This window comes from Mycobacterium sp. IDUB_17, assembly GCF_055419465.1.
Genome location: NZ_JBVAXS010000001.1, coordinates 441,224 through 456,994, shown reverse-complemented (window position 1 = coordinate 456,994; position 15,771 = coordinate 441,224). Strand labels below are relative to the sequence as shown.

Annotated in this window: 13 protein-coding genes; 5 read left to right on the top strand and 8 right to left on the bottom strand. The window is 68.3% G+C overall.

Features of this window, described 5'->3' with window-relative positions; translation table 11 throughout:
* Window positions 1-14: 14 nt before the first annotated feature.
* Together ACZYZ7_RS02305 and ACZYZ7_RS02300 are read left to right on the top strand one after the other, a co-directional pair.
* Window positions 15-1,037, top strand: coding sequence for an alpha/beta fold hydrolase (locus tag ACZYZ7_RS02305; RefSeq protein ID WP_135453848.1), 1,023 nt, complete (start codon window positions 15-17; stop codon window positions 1,035-1,037).
* A 68-nt stretch (window positions 1,038-1,105) separates the two neighbouring features.
* Window positions 1,106-1,792 carry a PhzF family phenazine biosynthesis protein gene (locus ACZYZ7_RS02300; protein ID WP_135453847.1) on the top strand — a complete coding sequence of 229 codons (687 nt, stop codon included), beginning with the start codon at window positions 1,106-1,108 and terminating at the stop codon, window positions 1,790-1,792.
* Window positions 1,793-1,804: 12 nt separating this feature from the next.
* Here ACZYZ7_RS02300 and nrdR read toward each other — a convergent pair whose 3' ends face one another.
* Together nrdR and ACZYZ7_RS02290 are read right to left on the bottom strand one after the other, a co-directional pair.
* Window positions 1,805-2,260 carry a transcriptional regulator NrdR gene (gene nrdR, locus ACZYZ7_RS02295; protein ID WP_450068945.1) on the bottom strand — a complete coding sequence of 152 codons (456 nt, stop codon included), beginning with the start codon at window positions 2,258-2,260 and terminating at the stop codon, window positions 1,805-1,807.
* A gap of 164 nt (window positions 2,261-2,424) precedes the next feature.
* Window positions 2,425-2,961 (bottom strand): LysM peptidoglycan-binding domain-containing protein, encoded by a 537-nt coding sequence (locus tag ACZYZ7_RS02290; protein ID WP_463740104.1) that lies wholly within the window; start codon window positions 2,959-2,961, stop codon window positions 2,425-2,427.
* Window positions 2,962-3,159: 198 nt separating this feature from the next.
* On the opposite strand from ACZYZ7_RS02290, the gene lexA reads away from it, so the two are divergent.
* Window positions 3,160-3,879 (top strand): transcriptional repressor LexA, encoded by a 720-nt coding sequence (lexA, locus tag ACZYZ7_RS02285; RefSeq protein WP_450068943.1) that lies wholly within the window; start codon window positions 3,160-3,162, stop codon window positions 3,877-3,879.
* A 52-nt stretch (window positions 3,880-3,931) separates the two neighbouring features.
* On the opposite strand, the gene ACZYZ7_RS02280 is transcribed toward lexA, so the two are convergent.
* Together ACZYZ7_RS02280 and ACZYZ7_RS02275 are read right to left on the bottom strand one after the other, a co-directional pair.
* Window positions 3,932-6,250: an LGFP repeat-containing protein gene (locus tag ACZYZ7_RS02280; protein ID WP_463740103.1), complete on the bottom strand. Its 2,319-nt coding sequence runs from the start codon at window positions 6,248-6,250 to the stop codon at window positions 3,932-3,934.
* 179 nt (window positions 6,251-6,429) lie between these two features.
* Window positions 6,430-7,590, bottom strand: a complete 1,161-nt coding sequence (locus tag ACZYZ7_RS02275) for an acyl-CoA dehydrogenase family protein (protein ID WP_450068941.1) — start codon at window positions 7,588-7,590, stop codon at window positions 6,430-6,432.
* Between the two features lie 102 nt (window positions 7,591-7,692).
* Here ACZYZ7_RS02275 and ACZYZ7_RS02270 point away from each other — a divergent pair, with 102 nt between their 5' ends.
* Both ACZYZ7_RS02270 and ACZYZ7_RS02265 read left to right on the top strand, forming a co-directional pair.
* Window positions 7,693-9,981 carry a molybdopterin-dependent oxidoreductase gene (locus ACZYZ7_RS02270; protein ID WP_450068940.1) on the top strand — a complete coding sequence of 763 codons (2,289 nt, stop codon included), beginning with the start codon at window positions 7,693-7,695 and terminating at the stop codon, window positions 9,979-9,981.
* 108 nt (window positions 9,982-10,089) lie between these two features.
* The gene (locus ACZYZ7_RS02265; protein ID WP_450068939.1) at window positions 10,090-11,619 is read left to right on the top strand and encodes a PE-PPE domain-containing protein; all 1,530 of its coding nucleotides are present in this window, start codon (window positions 10,090-10,092) and stop codon (window positions 11,617-11,619) included.
* A 19-nt stretch (window positions 11,620-11,638) separates the two neighbouring features.
* Here the strand turns inward: ACZYZ7_RS02265 and hflX are convergent, their stop codons facing one another.
* From hflX to ACZYZ7_RS02245, 4 genes are read right to left on the bottom strand one after another with little or no spacing between them, the layout of a single operon-like run.
* On the bottom strand, window positions 11,639-13,048 hold the full coding sequence (gene hflX / locus ACZYZ7_RS02260) for a GTPase HflX (RefSeq protein WP_450068938.1): 1,410 nt from the start codon (window positions 13,046-13,048) through the stop codon (window positions 11,639-11,641).
* 45 nt (window positions 13,049-13,093) lie between these two features.
* A complete protein-coding gene (gene dapF, locus ACZYZ7_RS02255; RefSeq protein WP_135453839.1) occupies window positions 13,094-13,960 on the bottom strand; it encodes a diaminopimelate epimerase in 867 nt (288 codons plus the stop codon).
* A 4-nt stretch (window positions 13,961-13,964) separates the two neighbouring features.
* Window positions 13,965-14,873: a tRNA (adenosine(37)-N6)-dimethylallyltransferase MiaA gene (gene miaA / locus ACZYZ7_RS02250; protein WP_450068937.1), complete on the bottom strand. Its 909-nt coding sequence runs from the start codon at window positions 14,871-14,873 to the stop codon at window positions 13,965-13,967.
* Complete coding sequence (locus ACZYZ7_RS02245) at window positions 14,870-15,556, bottom strand: class III extradiol ring-cleavage dioxygenase family protein (protein ID WP_450068936.1); 687 nt, start codon at window positions 15,554-15,556, stop codon at window positions 14,870-14,872. Before ACZYZ7_RS02245 ends, miaA begins: the two co-directional genes overlap by 4 nt.
* Window positions 15,557-15,771 lie beyond the last annotated feature (215 nt).

Genomic DNA, 15,771 nt, shown 5'->3' with positions numbered 1-15,771 from the left:
CGAGGTTGACCAGCATGACTGAGCGCAAACCCCATCTGCGGTCCGTGCGCGAGCTCGCCCCGACGCTCGAGTACCGCACCATCCACGGATACCGGCGCGCCTTCCGGGTGGCCGGATCCGGACCGGCGATCCTGCTGATCCACGGCATCGGTGACAACTCCACGACGTGGCACACCGTGCAATCGGCGCTGGCGCAGCGGTTCACCGTGATCGCCCCGGATCTTCTCGGTCACGGCAGCTCCGACAAGCCGCGCGCGGACTATTCGGTGGCGGCGTACGCCAACGGCATGCGCGACCTGCTGAGCGTGCTCGACATCGACCGGGTGACCGTGGTCGGGCATTCTCTGGGCGGCGGCGTGGCGATGCAATTCGCCTATCAGTTCCCTCAATTGGTCGACCGTCTCATCCTGGTCGGCGCCGGTGGGGTCACCAAGGACGTCAACGTGGCGTTGCGGGTTGCCTCCCTGCCGATGGGCAGTGAGGCGCTGGCACTGCTGCGGCTGCCGCTGGTGCTGCCGGCATTGCAGCTGGCCGGCCGGGCCGCGGGCGCGGTGTTGGGCTCAACCGGCCTCGGGCATGACATCCCGGACATGGTGCGCATCCTGGCCGACCTGCCGGAGCCAACGGCATCGGCGGCGTTCGCCCGGACCCTGCGCGCCGTCGTGGACTGGCGTGGCCAGGTCGTCACCATGCTGGACCGCTGTTACTTGACCGAATCCGTTCCCGTGCAACTGATCTGGGGCGACTGCGACTCGGTGATCCCCGTCAGCCACGCCCGGATGGCCCACGCCGCAATGCCCGGTTCCCGGTTGGAGATTTTCTCCGGATCCGGGCATTTTCCGTTCCACGACGATCCCGACCGCTTCGTCGAGGTGGTCGAACGCTTCATCGACACGACCGAACCGTCGGTCTACGACCAGGACCGGCTCCGCAGCCTGCTGCGCAGCGGGCGGACCGAATCGGCGATGACCGGGCCGTTCGACACCCAGATCGCGGTGCTCGACGCGATGGACGCCGACGAGCGCAGCGCCACCTGACCCTTCTCACCCACATCGGCCCCGGGCGGTCCGCCCGGGGAGCGTGAGCTGCGACGTAGCATCGATCTATGGCCATCGACGTCACCGTGTTACGAGTGTTCACCGACTCCGAAGGCAAGTACGGCAATCCGCTCGGGGTGGTCGACAACAGCACCGTCGCCCCCGGGGACCGGCAGCGGATCGCCACCGAATTGGGTTACAGCGAAACCATATTCATCGATCTGCCACAGCCAGGCGGTAACTCGGCCAGCGCCCACATCTTCACCCCGGCCACCGAACTCCCGTTCGCCGGGCACCCGACGGTCGGCGCGTCGTGGTGGCTGCGTGAGACCGGGTTGCCGGTCCACACCCTGCGAGTGCCCGCGGGGATCCTCCAGGTCGAGTACGACGGAGATCGCGCCGTCGTCAATGCGCGCTCGGAATGGGCTCCGGAGTTCGCCATCTATGACTTGGCCTCTGTCGATGAGTTGCTCTCCGCCGACCCCGACGACTTCGACGATGCCGAGGAGAACTATCTGTGGGCCTGGATCGACGAGGCGAACGGAACCTTGCGCTCCAGGTCGTTCGCGCCGCACCTGGGCATTCCGGAGGATGAGGCCACCGGGGCGGCGGCGGTACGCATGACCGACTATCTCAGCCGGGATCTGACGATCATCCAGGGCAAGGGCTCGGTGATCGAGACCCGCTGGAGTCCGGAGGGCTGGGTTCGCCTGGCCGGCCGCGTCGTCAGCGATGGCACCACCCGACTGGACTGAACCTGGATCGAACTACGCCTCGGCGCGGTGGGCCCGCAGCGCCTCGATCTCGCGCTCGAAGTCCTCGGCTGACGAAAACGACCGATACACCGAGGCGAACCTCAAGTAGGCGACCTCGTCCAGTTCGCGCAACGGTCCCAGGATCGCCAAACCGACCTCGTGGCTGGGGATCTCCGGCGTGCCGAGTCCGCGGACGGCGTCCTCGACCTTCTGCGCCAATACGTTGAGGGCGTCGTCATCGACCTGCCTGCCCTGGCAGGACCGGCGTACCCCGCGGACGACCTTCTCGCGGCTGAACGGCTCGGTCACCCCGCTGCGCTTCACCACGGCCAGCACAGCTGTCTCCACTGTGGTGAATCGACGTCCACACTCGGGGCAGGACCGACGGCGCCGGATGGCCTGCCCTTCATCGGTCTCGCGCGAATCGACCACACGCGAATCAGGGTGACGGCAGAACGGACAATGCATTACCGCTCCTTCGTCATGCCGCCGGACAACTAGCTCGAGCGCCCTTGAGCGTACCCGCGATGCCAACGGGAGACTCACCGCCGGGTCCAGTGGGGTGTAGCGGCTCACGCCGACGCCGGCCAGTGTGGCTGGCAGCCACGACGATTCAACGGTCATCGCACTGCTCAGCCAACCGGGGCGAGCAGCGTCTGCCCTGCGTCGACTGCCACGGAGTCGAGCTGGTTGAGGTCACGGATCTGCTCGACGACCCGGGACACCGGGGCATCCGGGGCGACCCGCCGGGCCACCTGCTGCAGCGTCTCCCCCGACTTCACCTGGACCACCGCCAGTTCGGTCGGCGTCGGCGTCTCGGACCCCATGACCCCGCCGAGTTGGGCCACCAACCCCAGCCACACCGTGATGCCGGCGGCGACCAGCGCCAACAGGACCGTGGTCAGCGGCGTGATGGGCCGGCTGCGATGAGATGCCCGCGACATCAGCACTCCGGTTCCGCGGTACCGGACCGCACCGCCGGCGGGACGGGACGGCGCCGGCCGCTGGACCCGGCGCACCGGCCGGGGTGCGCCCGCGCCGAACTGGGCGCGGGGCGACTGCGACTGCGGAGTGGCCCGAACAGCGCGGGAACGGCTATCGGCGGGGATATCGATGATCGCCATCTGACTGCCTTTCGGTGGGACGTATTCGCTCTTGTGTTCGAACATAGTCGCTCAAGTGTTCGATGGATAGAACATGTGATCGAACTGTTGCCAAACGATAGAACGGGGTACCGACAAGTTCGGGCCACAAATCCCGCACACCGCCCACGCGACGGCCCTCGCGCATCCCACCTGCGGACACGCCCGCGACACACGTCGAACACATGTTTGATTAATGCTCGACCAGCGACTACATTCGGCCCCATGAGCGACGACCGCAGCAGGGATGGCAGCACCGACCGCCCGGCCGGATCGGACGGCGCGGGCCCACGCCGGGCCGAGGGCGGCCTCACCGACCGGCAACGGACAATTCTCGACGTGATCCGGGCGTCGGTCACCAGTCGCGGCTACCCGCCCAGCATCCGTGAGATCGGCGACGCGGTCGGCCTGACCTCGACGTCGTCGGTCGCCCATCAGTTGCGCACCCTGGAACGCAAGGGTTACCTACGACGCGACCCCAACCGGCCGCGCGCGGTCGACGTGCGTGGCGCCGACGATCCGGCAGCCGCGGTGGTGTCCACCGACGTGGCCGGCTCCGACGCGCTTCCCGAGCCGACGTTCGTCCCGGTGCTTGGGCGTATTGCCGCAGGCGGTCCCATCCTGGCCGAGCAGGCCGTCGAGGATGTCTTCCCGCTACCCCGCGAACTGGTCGGCGAGGGCTCGCTGTTCCTGCTCAAGGTCGTCGGGGACTCGATGGTCGACGCCGCCATCTGCGACGGCGACTGGGTGGTGGTGCGCCAACAGAGCGTGGCCGACAACGGGGAGATCGTGGCGGCCATGATCGACGGCGAGGCCACCGTCAAGACGTTCAAGCGGACCCGCGGTCAGGTCTGGCTGATGCCCCACAATCCGGCGTACGACCCGATCCCGGGTAACGACGCAGCGGTGCTCGGCAAGGTCGTCACCGTGATCCGCAAGATCTGACCGACCGAGATCGGACCCGGCCGAATCCGAAGGATGGCCGGGTCCGTTCGATTCAGTCCGTCCGCACGAATCCGTTGGTGCGAGCGAATTCCTCACTGGCGAACCAGATTTCGGCCACCGCGTCGTCATATTCACTGCTGTCGGGCGCCCAGTAACGGCCGGACTTCGTGTCGGCCTTGATGGGGTAGCCCTCCGGCGCGCGGCGCGCGTCCTCCAGCGGTAGGTGGATGGCCGTGGCACTGGGGATCTCGTCGAGTTCGATGGCCGCATGTCGCCCGCTGTGGGCCTCGCTGCTGTATGCCTCGGACTCGGTGATGACACGGGTCGGCGCCGTGTCGACATTGTCCTGATCGCTCGGCACGGCCAGGCCGCTCAACGCCGCGAAACCTTGCGCCTCGCGTGCGCCGCCGGCCGGACCTGCGAATGCCCCTGTATCCACCATGTCGTCGTCTGCGAGTTCGGCTTCGATCTCGTCGTCGGCGTCACCCTCGGCGACTTCCTCGAAGTCCGCATCGATGGGGGTGTCGAGGTCCTCGTCCTCTTCGAAATCGTCGTCGAAGTCATCCTCTTCGAAGTCGTCATCGTCCTGGTAGCCGTCGTCGTAGTCGTCGAAGCCCTGTCCCGCCTCCGGGCCGGCCAGCCGTGAGGAATCCTCCGGCGGCTCGTCGTCCTCGCCCGGTGATCCGTAGCCACTGGCCGATCCGTGGGGAGCGGCCCACTGGCTGACCGGGATCGCGATATCGGTCGGGCCGTCGAACGGGGACGCCACACCGCTCGCCGAATCCTCACCCGGCCCGGCGAAACGCGCCGTCGAGGCTTCACCGGCACCGTAGGCAGTGCTCGGCCGGTACCCGCTCGCCGCATCGGCGCCCCGGTCGTCGGCGAACTCGTCGTGGTCGTATCCCCGCGATTCGTAGTGCGCTTCGTCGTAGCGGCCGTCGTCATACTGCGGTTCGCCGGCACCGTCGTAGTCATCGTCGAACGGATCGTGGTCGAAGTCGTCATCGCCACCGGCACGGCGACGGTGCCACAGTGCCGCCCCCACGATCAGACCCGCGAGCAGCAGCACCGGAACCACCGCGATCAGCCACCACCAGCTCCAATGCCAGCTGAACGGCTTCTTCGCATCCGCGCCCGACGGCTGCGGACCACCGGCATGAGGCTGCCCGACACCCGGAACCTGCAGGCCACTCAACTCGGAGGCGAGTTTCGAGGGCTCGGTGGTGAACTTGTTGGCATCGCGGTCCCAGGAGATCGCTCCCCCGCTGAACCGCTGGCTGACGACGGTGCCGTCTTCGGTCTGGTCGGCCATCGGGGCGCCCAGTGCGCCCTTCGCCCCGCCCAGCTTGTCCCAGGCCGCCTTCATCGCGCCCCGGACGATCACCGCGCCGTAGTCGGGGGTCCAGAAGATGACGGGGTTGTCGGCCGCGGCGAAGGTGCTGATCCGGCTGTTCGGGCCCAGCCCGCCCTCGGACTCGCTGGCGGTCGGGAAGCCCAGATCGCCTTCGGGGCCGCCGACGCTCTCGTACTTCTCCAGCAGTTGACCCGTGATGGCATTGGCCCCGGTGGCCGGGGTGTAGAAGATCTTGCCGCCCGCGTAGTTCTGGCCGACGCCGCCGTCACCGATCGGGTACTGATCGCCGTCCTTGGCTCCCAGCGGGCCCATCGGCCCGCCTGCCGCCCGACGGGCCGCGGCGATCGCGGCGGCGGGATCCGACGGTACGTCCAGACCGGCGAGCTGATCGGCCAGTTCCGGCGGCACGGTGGTGAACGTCTTCGTCTTGCGGTTCCAGGAGATCTCACCGCCGGTGAACTTCTGGGAGCTCACATCGCCGTCGAACGTCTCGTCGTCGGCGGGAACGCCCAGCACTCCGGCCGAGCCGCCGAGCTTGTCCCACGCGGCGTTGATGGCGCCCCGGACCACCCGGGCACCCGTGGCCGGAGTCCAGAAGATGACGGGGTTGTCCGGCGCGCTCAACGTCGAGTTGCGGCTGTCCGGGGCACGCCCGGCGCCCTCGTCGATGGTGGGGAATCCCAGATCGCCGTCGGCTGCGCCGCCCAGCGACTCGTACTTCTCCAGAATCGCGCCCTGCATGAAATGCGCGCCGGTCGCCGGGGTGAAGAACATCTTGCCCCCGGCGAAGTTCTGCGCGAAGCCCGAACCCACCGCGTAGACGCCGCCTTGGCGCGGTCCCAGCGGCCCGCCGTCGCCGCCGTTCGCCTCCCAGGCGGCGGAGACCGCCGCGTCGGCATCCGACTCCGGGGTGGCCGACGCCACCGCCGGCCCCATCAAAGCAGCGACCACGAGTGCGAGCAGGCCGACCGCCAACCGCCACACGGCCGCGTTCAGCCTCGCTCCAGGCCTAGTCATGCGCTCTCCCCGCTCGTTCGGCAAAGTTTCCTCAGAAATGTCCCGCCCCGACAACTTTGCTTCAGCAGGTGAGGATAACCAAGGAACGTGGCCGATCATGCCCAAAAAAGCCGCAATATCTGGGTCTGACGACCCAGATATGGGCTTCTCGGGTCGTCAGGCGGGGTAGTTCGGACTCATCAGACGCCCAAACTGCGTCCGATGATCTCCTTCATGATCTCGGTGGTGCCGCCGTAAATGGTCTGCACCCGCGCGTCCAGGTAGGCCCGTGCGACCGGGTACTCCCGCATGTAGCCGTAGCCGCCGTGCAGCTGCAGGCAGCGGTCGATGAGGTCGACCTGCTTCTCGGTGGAGTACCACTTGGCCATCGCGGCCTGCTCCACGGTGAGCTTCTCGTCGAGGTGCAACCGGATGAACTCGTCGACCATCATCCGCACCACGGTGGCCTCGGTCGCCAGTTCGGCCAGCAGGAACCGGCTGTTCTGGAAGCTGCCGATGGGCTTGCCGAACGCCTTGCGCTCCTTGGTGTACTGCACCGTCTGCTCCAACACCGCTTCCATCGCCGCCGCGGCCATGATGGCGATCGAGATGCGTTCCTGCGGCAGGTTCTGCATCAGATAGACGAAACCCTGCCCTTCCTCGCCGAGGAGATTCTCGACCGGCACCTTGACATCGGTGAACGACAACTCGGCGGTGTCCTGGGCCTCCAGACCGATCTTGTCCAGGTGCCGCCCCCGCTCGAAGCCCTCCATTCCGCGCTCCACCACCAGCAGGGAGAAGCCCAGGGCCCCCTTCTCGGGGTCGGTCTGGGCGACGACGATCACGAGGTCGGAGTTGATGCCGTTGGTGATGAAGGTCTTCGACCCGTTGAGTACGTAGTGGTCGCCGTCGCGGACCGCGCGGGTCTTGATGCCCTGCAGGTCGCTGCCGGTACCGGGTTCGGTCATTGCGATCGCCGTGATCAATTCACCCGTGCAGAACTTGGGCAGCCAGCGCTGCTTCTGCTCCTCGGTGGCCAGCCGGAGCAGATATGGCGCGACGACGTCGTTGTGCAGGCTGAAGCCGATGCCGCTGTAGCGGCCGGCGACGGTCTCCTCGCAGACGATCGTGTTGTACCGGAAATCGTCGTTGCCGCCGCCGCCGTACTCCTCGGGCACCGCCGTGCCGAGAAAGCCCTGCTTACCCGCCTCGAGCCAGACGCCGCGGTCGACGATCTTGTCTTTTTCCCACTGGTCGTGAAACGGCGCGACGTGCTTGTCCAGAAACGCCCGGTACGACTCGCGGAACAGCTCGTGCTCCCGCTCGAACAACGTGCGGTCGTACTTCACAACACTGCCCATGGTGTGACCTCCGGTACTGGTTACGGATTTGGGGGCCAACCTATACCAACCGGGTGGTTGGTCAGCTCCGGGGAGGGCCGATACCGCCCGTAAACTCGGGCCATGCCCCAGTCCCCCGCGAGCCTCGCGCACTGGGGCGCCTTCACCGCCGACCTCGCCGACGGCGATATCACCGCCGTCACACCGCAGGCCGGCGACGCCGACCCTTCGCCGTTGCTCGGCAACCTCCCGGGCTCGATCCGGCACCGCTCCCGCATCGTCGGGCCCGCGGTCCGGCGCGGCTGGCTGAGGGACGGCCCCGGCCCCAGCAGCGAGCGGGGTGCCGACGAGTACGTCGCGGTGTCCTGGGACGACCTCACCGAATTGCTGGCCGACGAGCTGCGGCGGGTCGTCGACACCTACGGCAACGAGGCGATCTACGGCGGCTCGTACGGCTGGGCCAGCGCCGGACGCTTCCACCACGCCCAGAGTCAGGTGCACCGCTTTCTGAAAATGCTTGGCGGCTATACCTTTTCCCGCCATTCCTACAGCCTGGGCGCGACCGCGGTGATCATGCCCCGGGTGGTCGGAACCCACGACGACCTGTTCAAACGCTCCACCGACTGGGATGTCATCGCCGAACACACCGACCTGCTGGTCTGCTTCGGCGGTGTCGCGCTGAAGAACACCGGCATCAATCACGGTGGCACCACGGCACATCCGGCCCGCGATGCGCTGCGCCGGTTGCGTGACCGGGGCGCACAGATCGTGTCGTTGAGCCCGCTGCGCGACGATATCGACGGCGACTGTCATTGGCTGGCCCCGGTCCCCGGCACCGACGTGGCGGTGATGCTCGCGCTGGCCTACGTCCTGGCCACCGAGGGACTGGCCGATCTCGACTTCCTGGACACGCACTGCACCGGGTATCCGCGGTTCGAGCGGTACCTACTGGGCCGCGACGACGGCGTCGCGAAGAGCCCGCAGTGGGCCTCACGGCTCAGCGGCCTGCCGGCCGAGGAACTGACCGCACTGGCCCGGCGGATGGCCGCCTCGCGCACCCTGGTCACCGTCAGTTGGTCGCTGCAGCGGGTCCGGCATGGCGAGCAGGCTCCGTGGATGGGCCTGACCCTGGCCGCGATGCTCGGCCAGATCGGGATCCCCGGCGGAGGTTTCGGACACGGCTACGGGTCGATGAACGAGCCGGGGCTGCCGCCGCTGCGCTGCGGCCTACCCGCCCTGCCGCAGGGGCCCAACCCGGTGCAGACGTTCATCCCGGTCGCCGCGGTCACCGACATGCTGCTGCACCCGGGTCAGCCGTTCGATTACAACGGCCTGGCGCTGACCTACCCCGACATCAAGTGTGTGTACTGGGCCGGCGGCAATCCGTTCCACCACCACCAGAACATTCCGAGATTGCGCCGCGCCCTGTCCCGCGTGGACACCATCGTGGTGCACGATCCGTACTGGACGGCGATGGCCAAGCATGCCGACATCGTGGTGCCCTCGACCACCGCCTATGAACGTGAGGACTACTCGGGATCACGTAATGACCCGCTGCTCGTAGCCATGCCCGCACTGGCGCAGCCGTATGCCGACTCCCGCGATGACTACACCACGTTCTCGGCGCTGTCGGATCGGCTCGGCTTCGGCGAGCGGTTCACCGAGGGTCGAACGGCGCGGCAGTGGCTGGTCCACATGTATGAAAAGTGGTCTGCCGGGCTGGATTTCGAGGTTCCCGGATTCGACGAGTTCTGGGCCGCGGGCAGCTTGCGGTTGCCCACCGAGCCAGGGCTGACACTGCTCGCCGATTTCCGGGCCGACCCGGTCGGGCGGCGGCTGGCCACCCCGAGCGGCCGCATCGAGATCTTCTCCGCCGACATCGACGGGTTCGGCTACGACGACTGCGCCGGCCACCCCCGCTGGTACGAGCCGACGGAGTGGCTCGGCGGGCAGCGAGCCCGGGCGTATCCGTTGCACCTGCTGGCCAATCAGCCCGCGACCCGTCTGCACAGCCAACTCGACGGTGGTGCCGCCAGCCAGGCATCGAAAGTCCAAGGGCGCGAACCGATCCGGATCCACCCAGCTGACGCGGCGGTACGCGGTCTCGTCGATGGCGACGTGGTACGGGTGTTCAACGACCGTGGGGCGTGCCTGGCCGGCGTGGTGATCGATGACCGACTGCGCCCGGCGGTGGTGCAACTGTCGACCGGGGCCTGGTTCGATCCGGCCGATCCGGCCGACCCCGGTTCGATGTGCGTGCACGGCAATCCCAACGTGCTCACCGAAGACGTGGGCACCTCGTCGCTGGCGCGGGGATGCACCGGCGCTCACGTCCTGGTGCAGGTCGAGAAGTTCGCTCGCCCGCTGCCCCCGGTGCGGGCTCACGAGCCTCCGGTGATCCGGGAACGCTGAAACCGTTGGGCGGCCACCACTTCGGCCGTTTTCCCGGTAGCAGTTGCGTGCCGGTGCAAGGATCCCTTCAGCGCTGACCGCGGCGTCAGCAGAAGGAGATCCGGGCCGATGCGATTCTCACCCCGTTCTGCTGCCAGGTCGCTGCTGGTCGGCGCCGTGGCCCTGTCCGGTTCCGCCGCGATAGCGGTCACCACGACCTTCACCGCCGACGTCGTGCTCAGCGCCACGGTGCTGGTGGTTCCGGGTACCGGCACACCGAATCCGGCGTTGTCGCAGAACTACGAGGATCACGCGGTCCAGTACTACGTGGCGCCGGGCAGCACCTGCACCGACGTGACGTGCGTCGGTGTTCCCTACATCGCCCAGTTCTGGCCGTTCCCGTTCGCCGGGTGGGGCGGACTGGAGGGCGCCAAGTGGAACGTCTCGGTGCAGAGCGGTCTCTCAAGTCTGGCCACCGCCTACGGTGCACAGCTGACCCCACCGGCTCCCGGCCAAGAGCAGAACTACAACCCGGACCACGAGGTCGTGATCTTCGGCTATTCGCAGGGCGCCACCGTCGCCGGCATCTACAAGCGCAATCTCGCATATCTCAACAACGCAGGCGACCCGACGTTGCCCACCAACGTCTCATTCGTGCTGATCGGCAACCCGAACCGGCCCAACGGCGGCTTGTTCGAGCGGCTTGCAGCACTCGGCACCGTGCCCATCCTGGACGCGACGTTCGGCAATCCGACGCCCACCGACACCGCGCCCGACGGGGTGATCAACACCGATGACATCGCGCTGCAGTACGACGGCGTCGCCGACGCACCGTCCTGGGTGCTCAACCCGTTGTCCCTGGCCAACGCGCTCGCCGGGTTCGAATACGTGCACGGCACCTACCTGGCCCCCAAGGGCAGTGACGAGGCCGGCGCGACGCCTTACGGATACACGCCCGAGCAAGTGCAGGCCGCGGTCGCGAATGCCCAAGCGAATTGCTCGGAGGCCACTCACTGCCAGGTACACGGCGACACCCGCTACATCACCCTGCCGGCGAAGTACCTGCCGATCATGCAGCCGCTGATCGACCTCGGCGCGGCGACCGGAACATCCGCCGTGGTGATACCACTCGTCGATCTGGTCTCACCGATGATGCAGACGTTGATCGAAACCGGCTATGACCGTGGCGATTACGGCAGCCCGACGCCGTTCCAACTGGTGCCGAGGGTCAACCCGGTGAAGCTCGTCACCGACCTCATCAACGACATCCCAGAGGGAATCCAGGCAGCACGCAACCCTGGCCTCGACCCGTTGCCGGGCTGGTCCGACCCGACCGAATCCGCGGATACCGCCAACGCGCAAGACAACGTGAAGGTTTCGCACACCACCGCCATCGCACCCGAGTCGCCCAAGCTTCCCGACTTGCCTGAACTCAATGTGCTCAAGGCGAACCCGTTGACCAAGGCGACCACCGACTCCGAAGGCACGCCGACCACCGAGACCAAACGGCCGAAGCTGCGCGCCGGCGACGTCCGGCCGGCGCGTGATCTGGCGAAGTCGATCCGCAGCACCGTACGTAAGGCACTGGGCGGCCAGGACACAGGCAAAGACAAGGCCAAGCCGGCCGGCGCCACCGAGAAGAAGCCTGCGGCGGCCTGACGCCCGCTCTGAGAAGCGCTCAGAAAGTGGCGAACTCGCTCAGGCTCGCCGCCAGCGCCATCGGTACCCGCGCCTTGATGCGGGTGCCGTCGGCGGTGTGTTCGGTGGCATCCACCCGACCGTCGGCATGCACCCGCGCCACCAGGTCCCCACGGTCGTAGGGGATCGTCACGTCCACCGTCGCGTCGGTCGGGGGGATCATCTCCGCCATCCGGGCCCGCAGCCGGTCCAACCCCTCACCGGTGTGCGCCGAGACGAATACCGCGTCGGGCAGTGCGCGCCGCAGCGTCGCCAGCCCGAGGTCGGTGGCCGCATCGATCTTGTTGACCACCAACAACTCCGGCGGTGGAGCGATGTCGTATTCGGCGACCACATCGTTGACCACCTGGCGGACTGCGTTGATCTGCGCCAGCGGATGGTCGTCTGCGCCGTCCACCACGTGCACCAGCAGGTCGGCGTCGACCACCTCTTCGAGGGTGGACCGGAATGCCTCGACCAGCTGGGTGGGCAGGTGCCGGACGAAGCCGACGGTGTCGGTCAGCACGAATGGCCGCCCGTCGTCGAATTCTCCACGGCGCGTGGTGGGTTCGAGCGTCGCGAACAGGGCGTTCTCCACCAGCACGCCGGCCCCGGTCAGGGCGTTGAGCAGGCTGGACTTACCGGCGTTGGTGTAGCCCACGATCGCCACCGACGCGGCCTCCGAGGACAGCCGCCGGCTGCGCTGGGTGTCGCGGATCTTCTTCATGTCGCGAATCTCGCGGCGCAGCTTGGCCATCCGCTCACGGATGCGGCGGCGGTCGGTTTCGATCTTGGTCTCGCCGGGCCCGCGGGTTCCCACGCCACCGCCGGCCCCGCCGGCGCGGCCGCCGGCCTGGCGCGACATCGATTCACCCCAGCCGCGCAGCCTGGGCAGCATGTACTCCATCTGGGCCAGCGACACCTGCGCCTTGCCCTCCCGGCTGGTCGCGTGCTGGGCGAAGATGTCGAGGATCAACGCGGTGCGGTCGATGACCTTGACCTTGACCACTTTCTCCAGCGAGTTGAGCTGCGCGGGTGAGAGTTCACCGTCGCAGATGACGGTGTCTGCTCCGGTTGCGAGTACCACCTCGCGCAGTTCCATGGCCTTGCCCGAGCCGATGTAGGTCGATGGATCGGGCTTGTCCCGGCGCTGGATCAGCCCCTCGAGCACTTCCGAGCCCGCGGTCTCGGCCAGCGCCGCCAACTCGGTCAGGCTGGCATCGGCGTCGGCGGCGCTGCCCTCGGTCCACACGCCGACCAGGACCACGCGCTCCAGCCTCAGCTGCCGGTATTCGACCTCGGTGACGTCGGCGAGTTCGGTGGACAGCCCGGCGACGCGGCGCAGCGATGCGCGGTCTTCGAGGGCCAGCTCGCCTGTGCTGGGGGTGACGGGATGTTCTGGATGAGTCATATGTACTTACAGGTTGTCACGTGGATCGGGCCGCCCGCACTCCAATTACTTGTGCTCAGCGTTCCACCACTGCTCGGACAGGTCACCTCGGGCCACCAACACAGACGGTCCACGCAGGTAGCTGGTGGACTCGGTGATCGTCACGGTGACCTCCCCTCCCGGGATGCGCACCCGCAACGCCCCCGTGTCGGCACCCTGATGGGCCAGTGCCGCCAGGGTGGCCGCGACGGTGCCGGTGCCGCAGGAACGGGTCTCGCCGACACCACGCTCGTGCACGCGCATCGACACCGCACCATCGACCGGGACGGTGAGGACCTCGACGTTGACCCCCTCGGGGAACAGCTGCTCGTCGAAGGACACCGGCGCCGCGACGTCGAGCGCCGCCAACTCCCCCTCGGTCAGCCCGACACACGCCAGATGCGGATTGCCCACGTCGACGGCCACACCGCTGACGCGGCGGCCACCGACCACCGCGGTTCCCGTGCCGAACCGGTTGGCCTTGCCCATCTCGACGGTCACGTCCGCAGTGGTGGCGTCGACGCTGTGCAGCACCACGGGGCGTGGGCCGGCCAGCGAGCCCACCACGAACTCGTCGGCGGATTCCAGGCCGGAGGCGCGCAGGTAGTGCGCGAACACCCTCACCCCGTTGCCGCACATCTGCGCGATCGAGCCGTCGGCGTTGCGGTAGTCCATGTACCAGTCGGAGGCCGCAACCCCGTCGGGCAGTCGCTCGAAGACGCCGGCGGCCTGCGCGGCCCCGGCAGTCGTCACCCGCAGCACGCCGTCGGCGCCCAGGCCGCGGCGGCGGTCGCACAGCGCGGCCACGGCGGCCGGGGTCAGCGACAGCGCGGCGTCGAGGTCGGGCAGCACCACGAAATCGTTCTGGGTGCCGTGCCCTTTGGCGAAGATCACCTGATCAGGATACGTGCCGCCACGCCCGCAGCGCGTCGTGCACCAGTCCGTCGGCGGCCCCGTCCAGCCACACCACCCGATGGTCGCGCCGGAACCAGGAGCGCTGCCGGCGCACGTAGCGGCGGGTGCCGATGAAAGTGGGCTCCAGGGCGGCGGCGCCGTCTCCCCCGGCGTCGAGGTCGGCCAGCACCTGCGCGTAACCGAGCGCCCGCGCAGCGGTGACCCCGTCACGCAGTCCCCGGCCGATCAGTGTCCGCACCTCGTCCACCAGGCCGTCGGCGAACATCAGGTCGGTGCGTTGTTCCAGGCGCGCATCGAGAACAGATGTCTCCCAATCCAATCCGATGATCGCGGTGTCCCAGCGCGGCGTGCCGATGCTCGGCGCCGAGGCGGCGAACGGTTGGCCGGTGAGCTCCACGACCTCCAGGGCCCGCACGATCCGCCGGCCGTCGGTGGGCAGGATCGACGCTCCTGCGGCGGGGTCCACCCGGGTCAGCTCGGCATGCAGGGCGGCCACTCCCACCTCGGCCAGCCGGCCTTCCCACCGGGCCCGCACCGCTGGATCGGTCGCCGGAAACGTCCATTCGTCGAGCAGCGACTGGATGTAGAGCATCGAGCCGCCGACGATCACCGGGACGGCGCCGCGGGCCGCGATGGCCTCGACATCGGCCGCGGCGTCGCGCTGGTAGCGCGCCACCGTGGCGGTCTCGGTGACCTCGAGCACATCGAGCTGGTGGTGCGGGATGCCGTGGCGCCCGGCCACGGGCAGCTTGGCCGTGCCGATGTCCATGCCGCGGTAGAACTGCATCGCGTCGGCATTCACGATTTCGCCGCCCAGTCCCTCGGCAACCGCCAATGCCAGCGCCGATTTCCCGGTGCCGGTGGGCCCGATGATCGCGATCGGTCGCGTCATGGCAGCCATTCGCCGACGAAGTAGCCGACCCCGTAGGGCGCACCGCGGTACAGCTCACGTGCCGAGCCGGGAGCGGATCCGGTCAGGCCGGCCAACACCTGGTAGGCGACCCTGCCGAGTACCGGTTCGGGCAGCTCGGCCAGCGCCGCGAGGTCACCGGTGGCCAGGGCGTCGTCGAGGTCCTGCTGGGTGGCAGGAGAATCCGGCAGGTAACCACCGGGAGCCGCCGGAGTGAGGGTGTGCAGCCCGTCGGCGACGATGAGGACGCCGATGGGATCCGTGGATTCGTCGATCTGGCCGCGCAGCGCACGGCCGTGCGCCAGCGCTTCACCTACCGGGTGGGACGCAGCGTAGGCGTGCACCTCGATGTCGGTATCGGGTGCGGCCTGGCCACGGATCCACCCGGCCACCAGCACACACAGCGGTAGTTCGGCCGGCGCGCCCACCGGGCCCGGGCCGAGCGCCACCGGGACGTCGACGCCGTAGCCGGCGAAGGTCCCGGCACAGTCGGGTCCGTACACCTCGTCGCGGGGGCCGACGCCGACGGCCAGCCAACGCGCTGGTAGCGAACCCGCCGCGGCGATCACCGCATCGCGCAACCCGGCCACCTCGGCCGCCGCCACACCCACGAGTTCGGGTACGAGAACCGGCGTGGCGGGGACGATCGCGATGGCGCTGAGCACGTCACCAAACTAATGCGCGGCCCGTGCTGCGCTGCGAGGAGTGCTGGTGATCGGCGCCTTCGACACCGCCGGATGCGGTCGATCCGTCACCGCCCGACGGAGTTTGTCAGGGCATTGCGCCGAAAGCCGTGGGCACGGCACAGCACGACCTGCTTGAATAGCGGACAAGCAACAGCATCAGGCGCCGCGTCGCGCGGCAGATGCGCGGGTGAACC

Bases quoted from the DNA above. Each gene is read 5' to 3' on its own strand.
- ACZYZ7_RS02305 (WP_135453848.1), top strand. From the start codon at position 15: ATGACTGAGCGCAAACCCCATCTGCGGTCCGTGCGCGAGCTCGCCCCG.
- ACZYZ7_RS02300 (WP_135453847.1), top strand. From the start codon at position 1,106: ATGGCCATCGACGTCACCGTGTTACGAGTGTTCACCGACTCCGAAGGC.
- nrdR (WP_450068945.1), bottom strand. From the start codon at position 2,260: ATGCATTGTCCGTTCTGCCGTCACCCTGATTCGCGTGTGGTCGATTCG.
- ACZYZ7_RS02290 (WP_463740104.1), bottom strand. From the start codon at position 2,961: ATGTTCGAACACAAGAGCGAATACGTCCCACCGAAAGGCAGTCAGATG.
- lexA (WP_450068943.1), top strand. From the start codon at position 3,160: ATGAGCGACGACCGCAGCAGGGATGGCAGCACCGACCGCCCGGCCGGA.
- ACZYZ7_RS02280 (WP_463740103.1), bottom strand. From the start codon at position 6,250: ATGACTAGGCCTGGAGCGAGGCTGAACGCGGCCGTGTGGCGGTTGGCG.
- ACZYZ7_RS02275 (WP_450068941.1), bottom strand. From the start codon at position 7,590: ATGGGCAGTGTTGTGAAGTACGACCGCACGTTGTTCGAGCGGGAGCAC.
- ACZYZ7_RS02270 (WP_450068940.1), top strand. From the start codon at position 7,693: ATGCCCCAGTCCCCCGCGAGCCTCGCGCACTGGGGCGCCTTCACCGCC.
- ACZYZ7_RS02265 (WP_450068939.1), top strand. From the start codon at position 10,090: ATGCGATTCTCACCCCGTTCTGCTGCCAGGTCGCTGCTGGTCGGCGCC.
- hflX (WP_450068938.1), bottom strand. From the start codon at position 13,048: ATGACTCATCCAGAACATCCCGTCACCCCCAGCACAGGCGAGCTGGCC.
- miaA (WP_450068937.1), bottom strand. From the start codon at position 14,873: ATGACGCGACCGATCGCGATCATCGGGCCCACCGGCACCGGGAAATCG.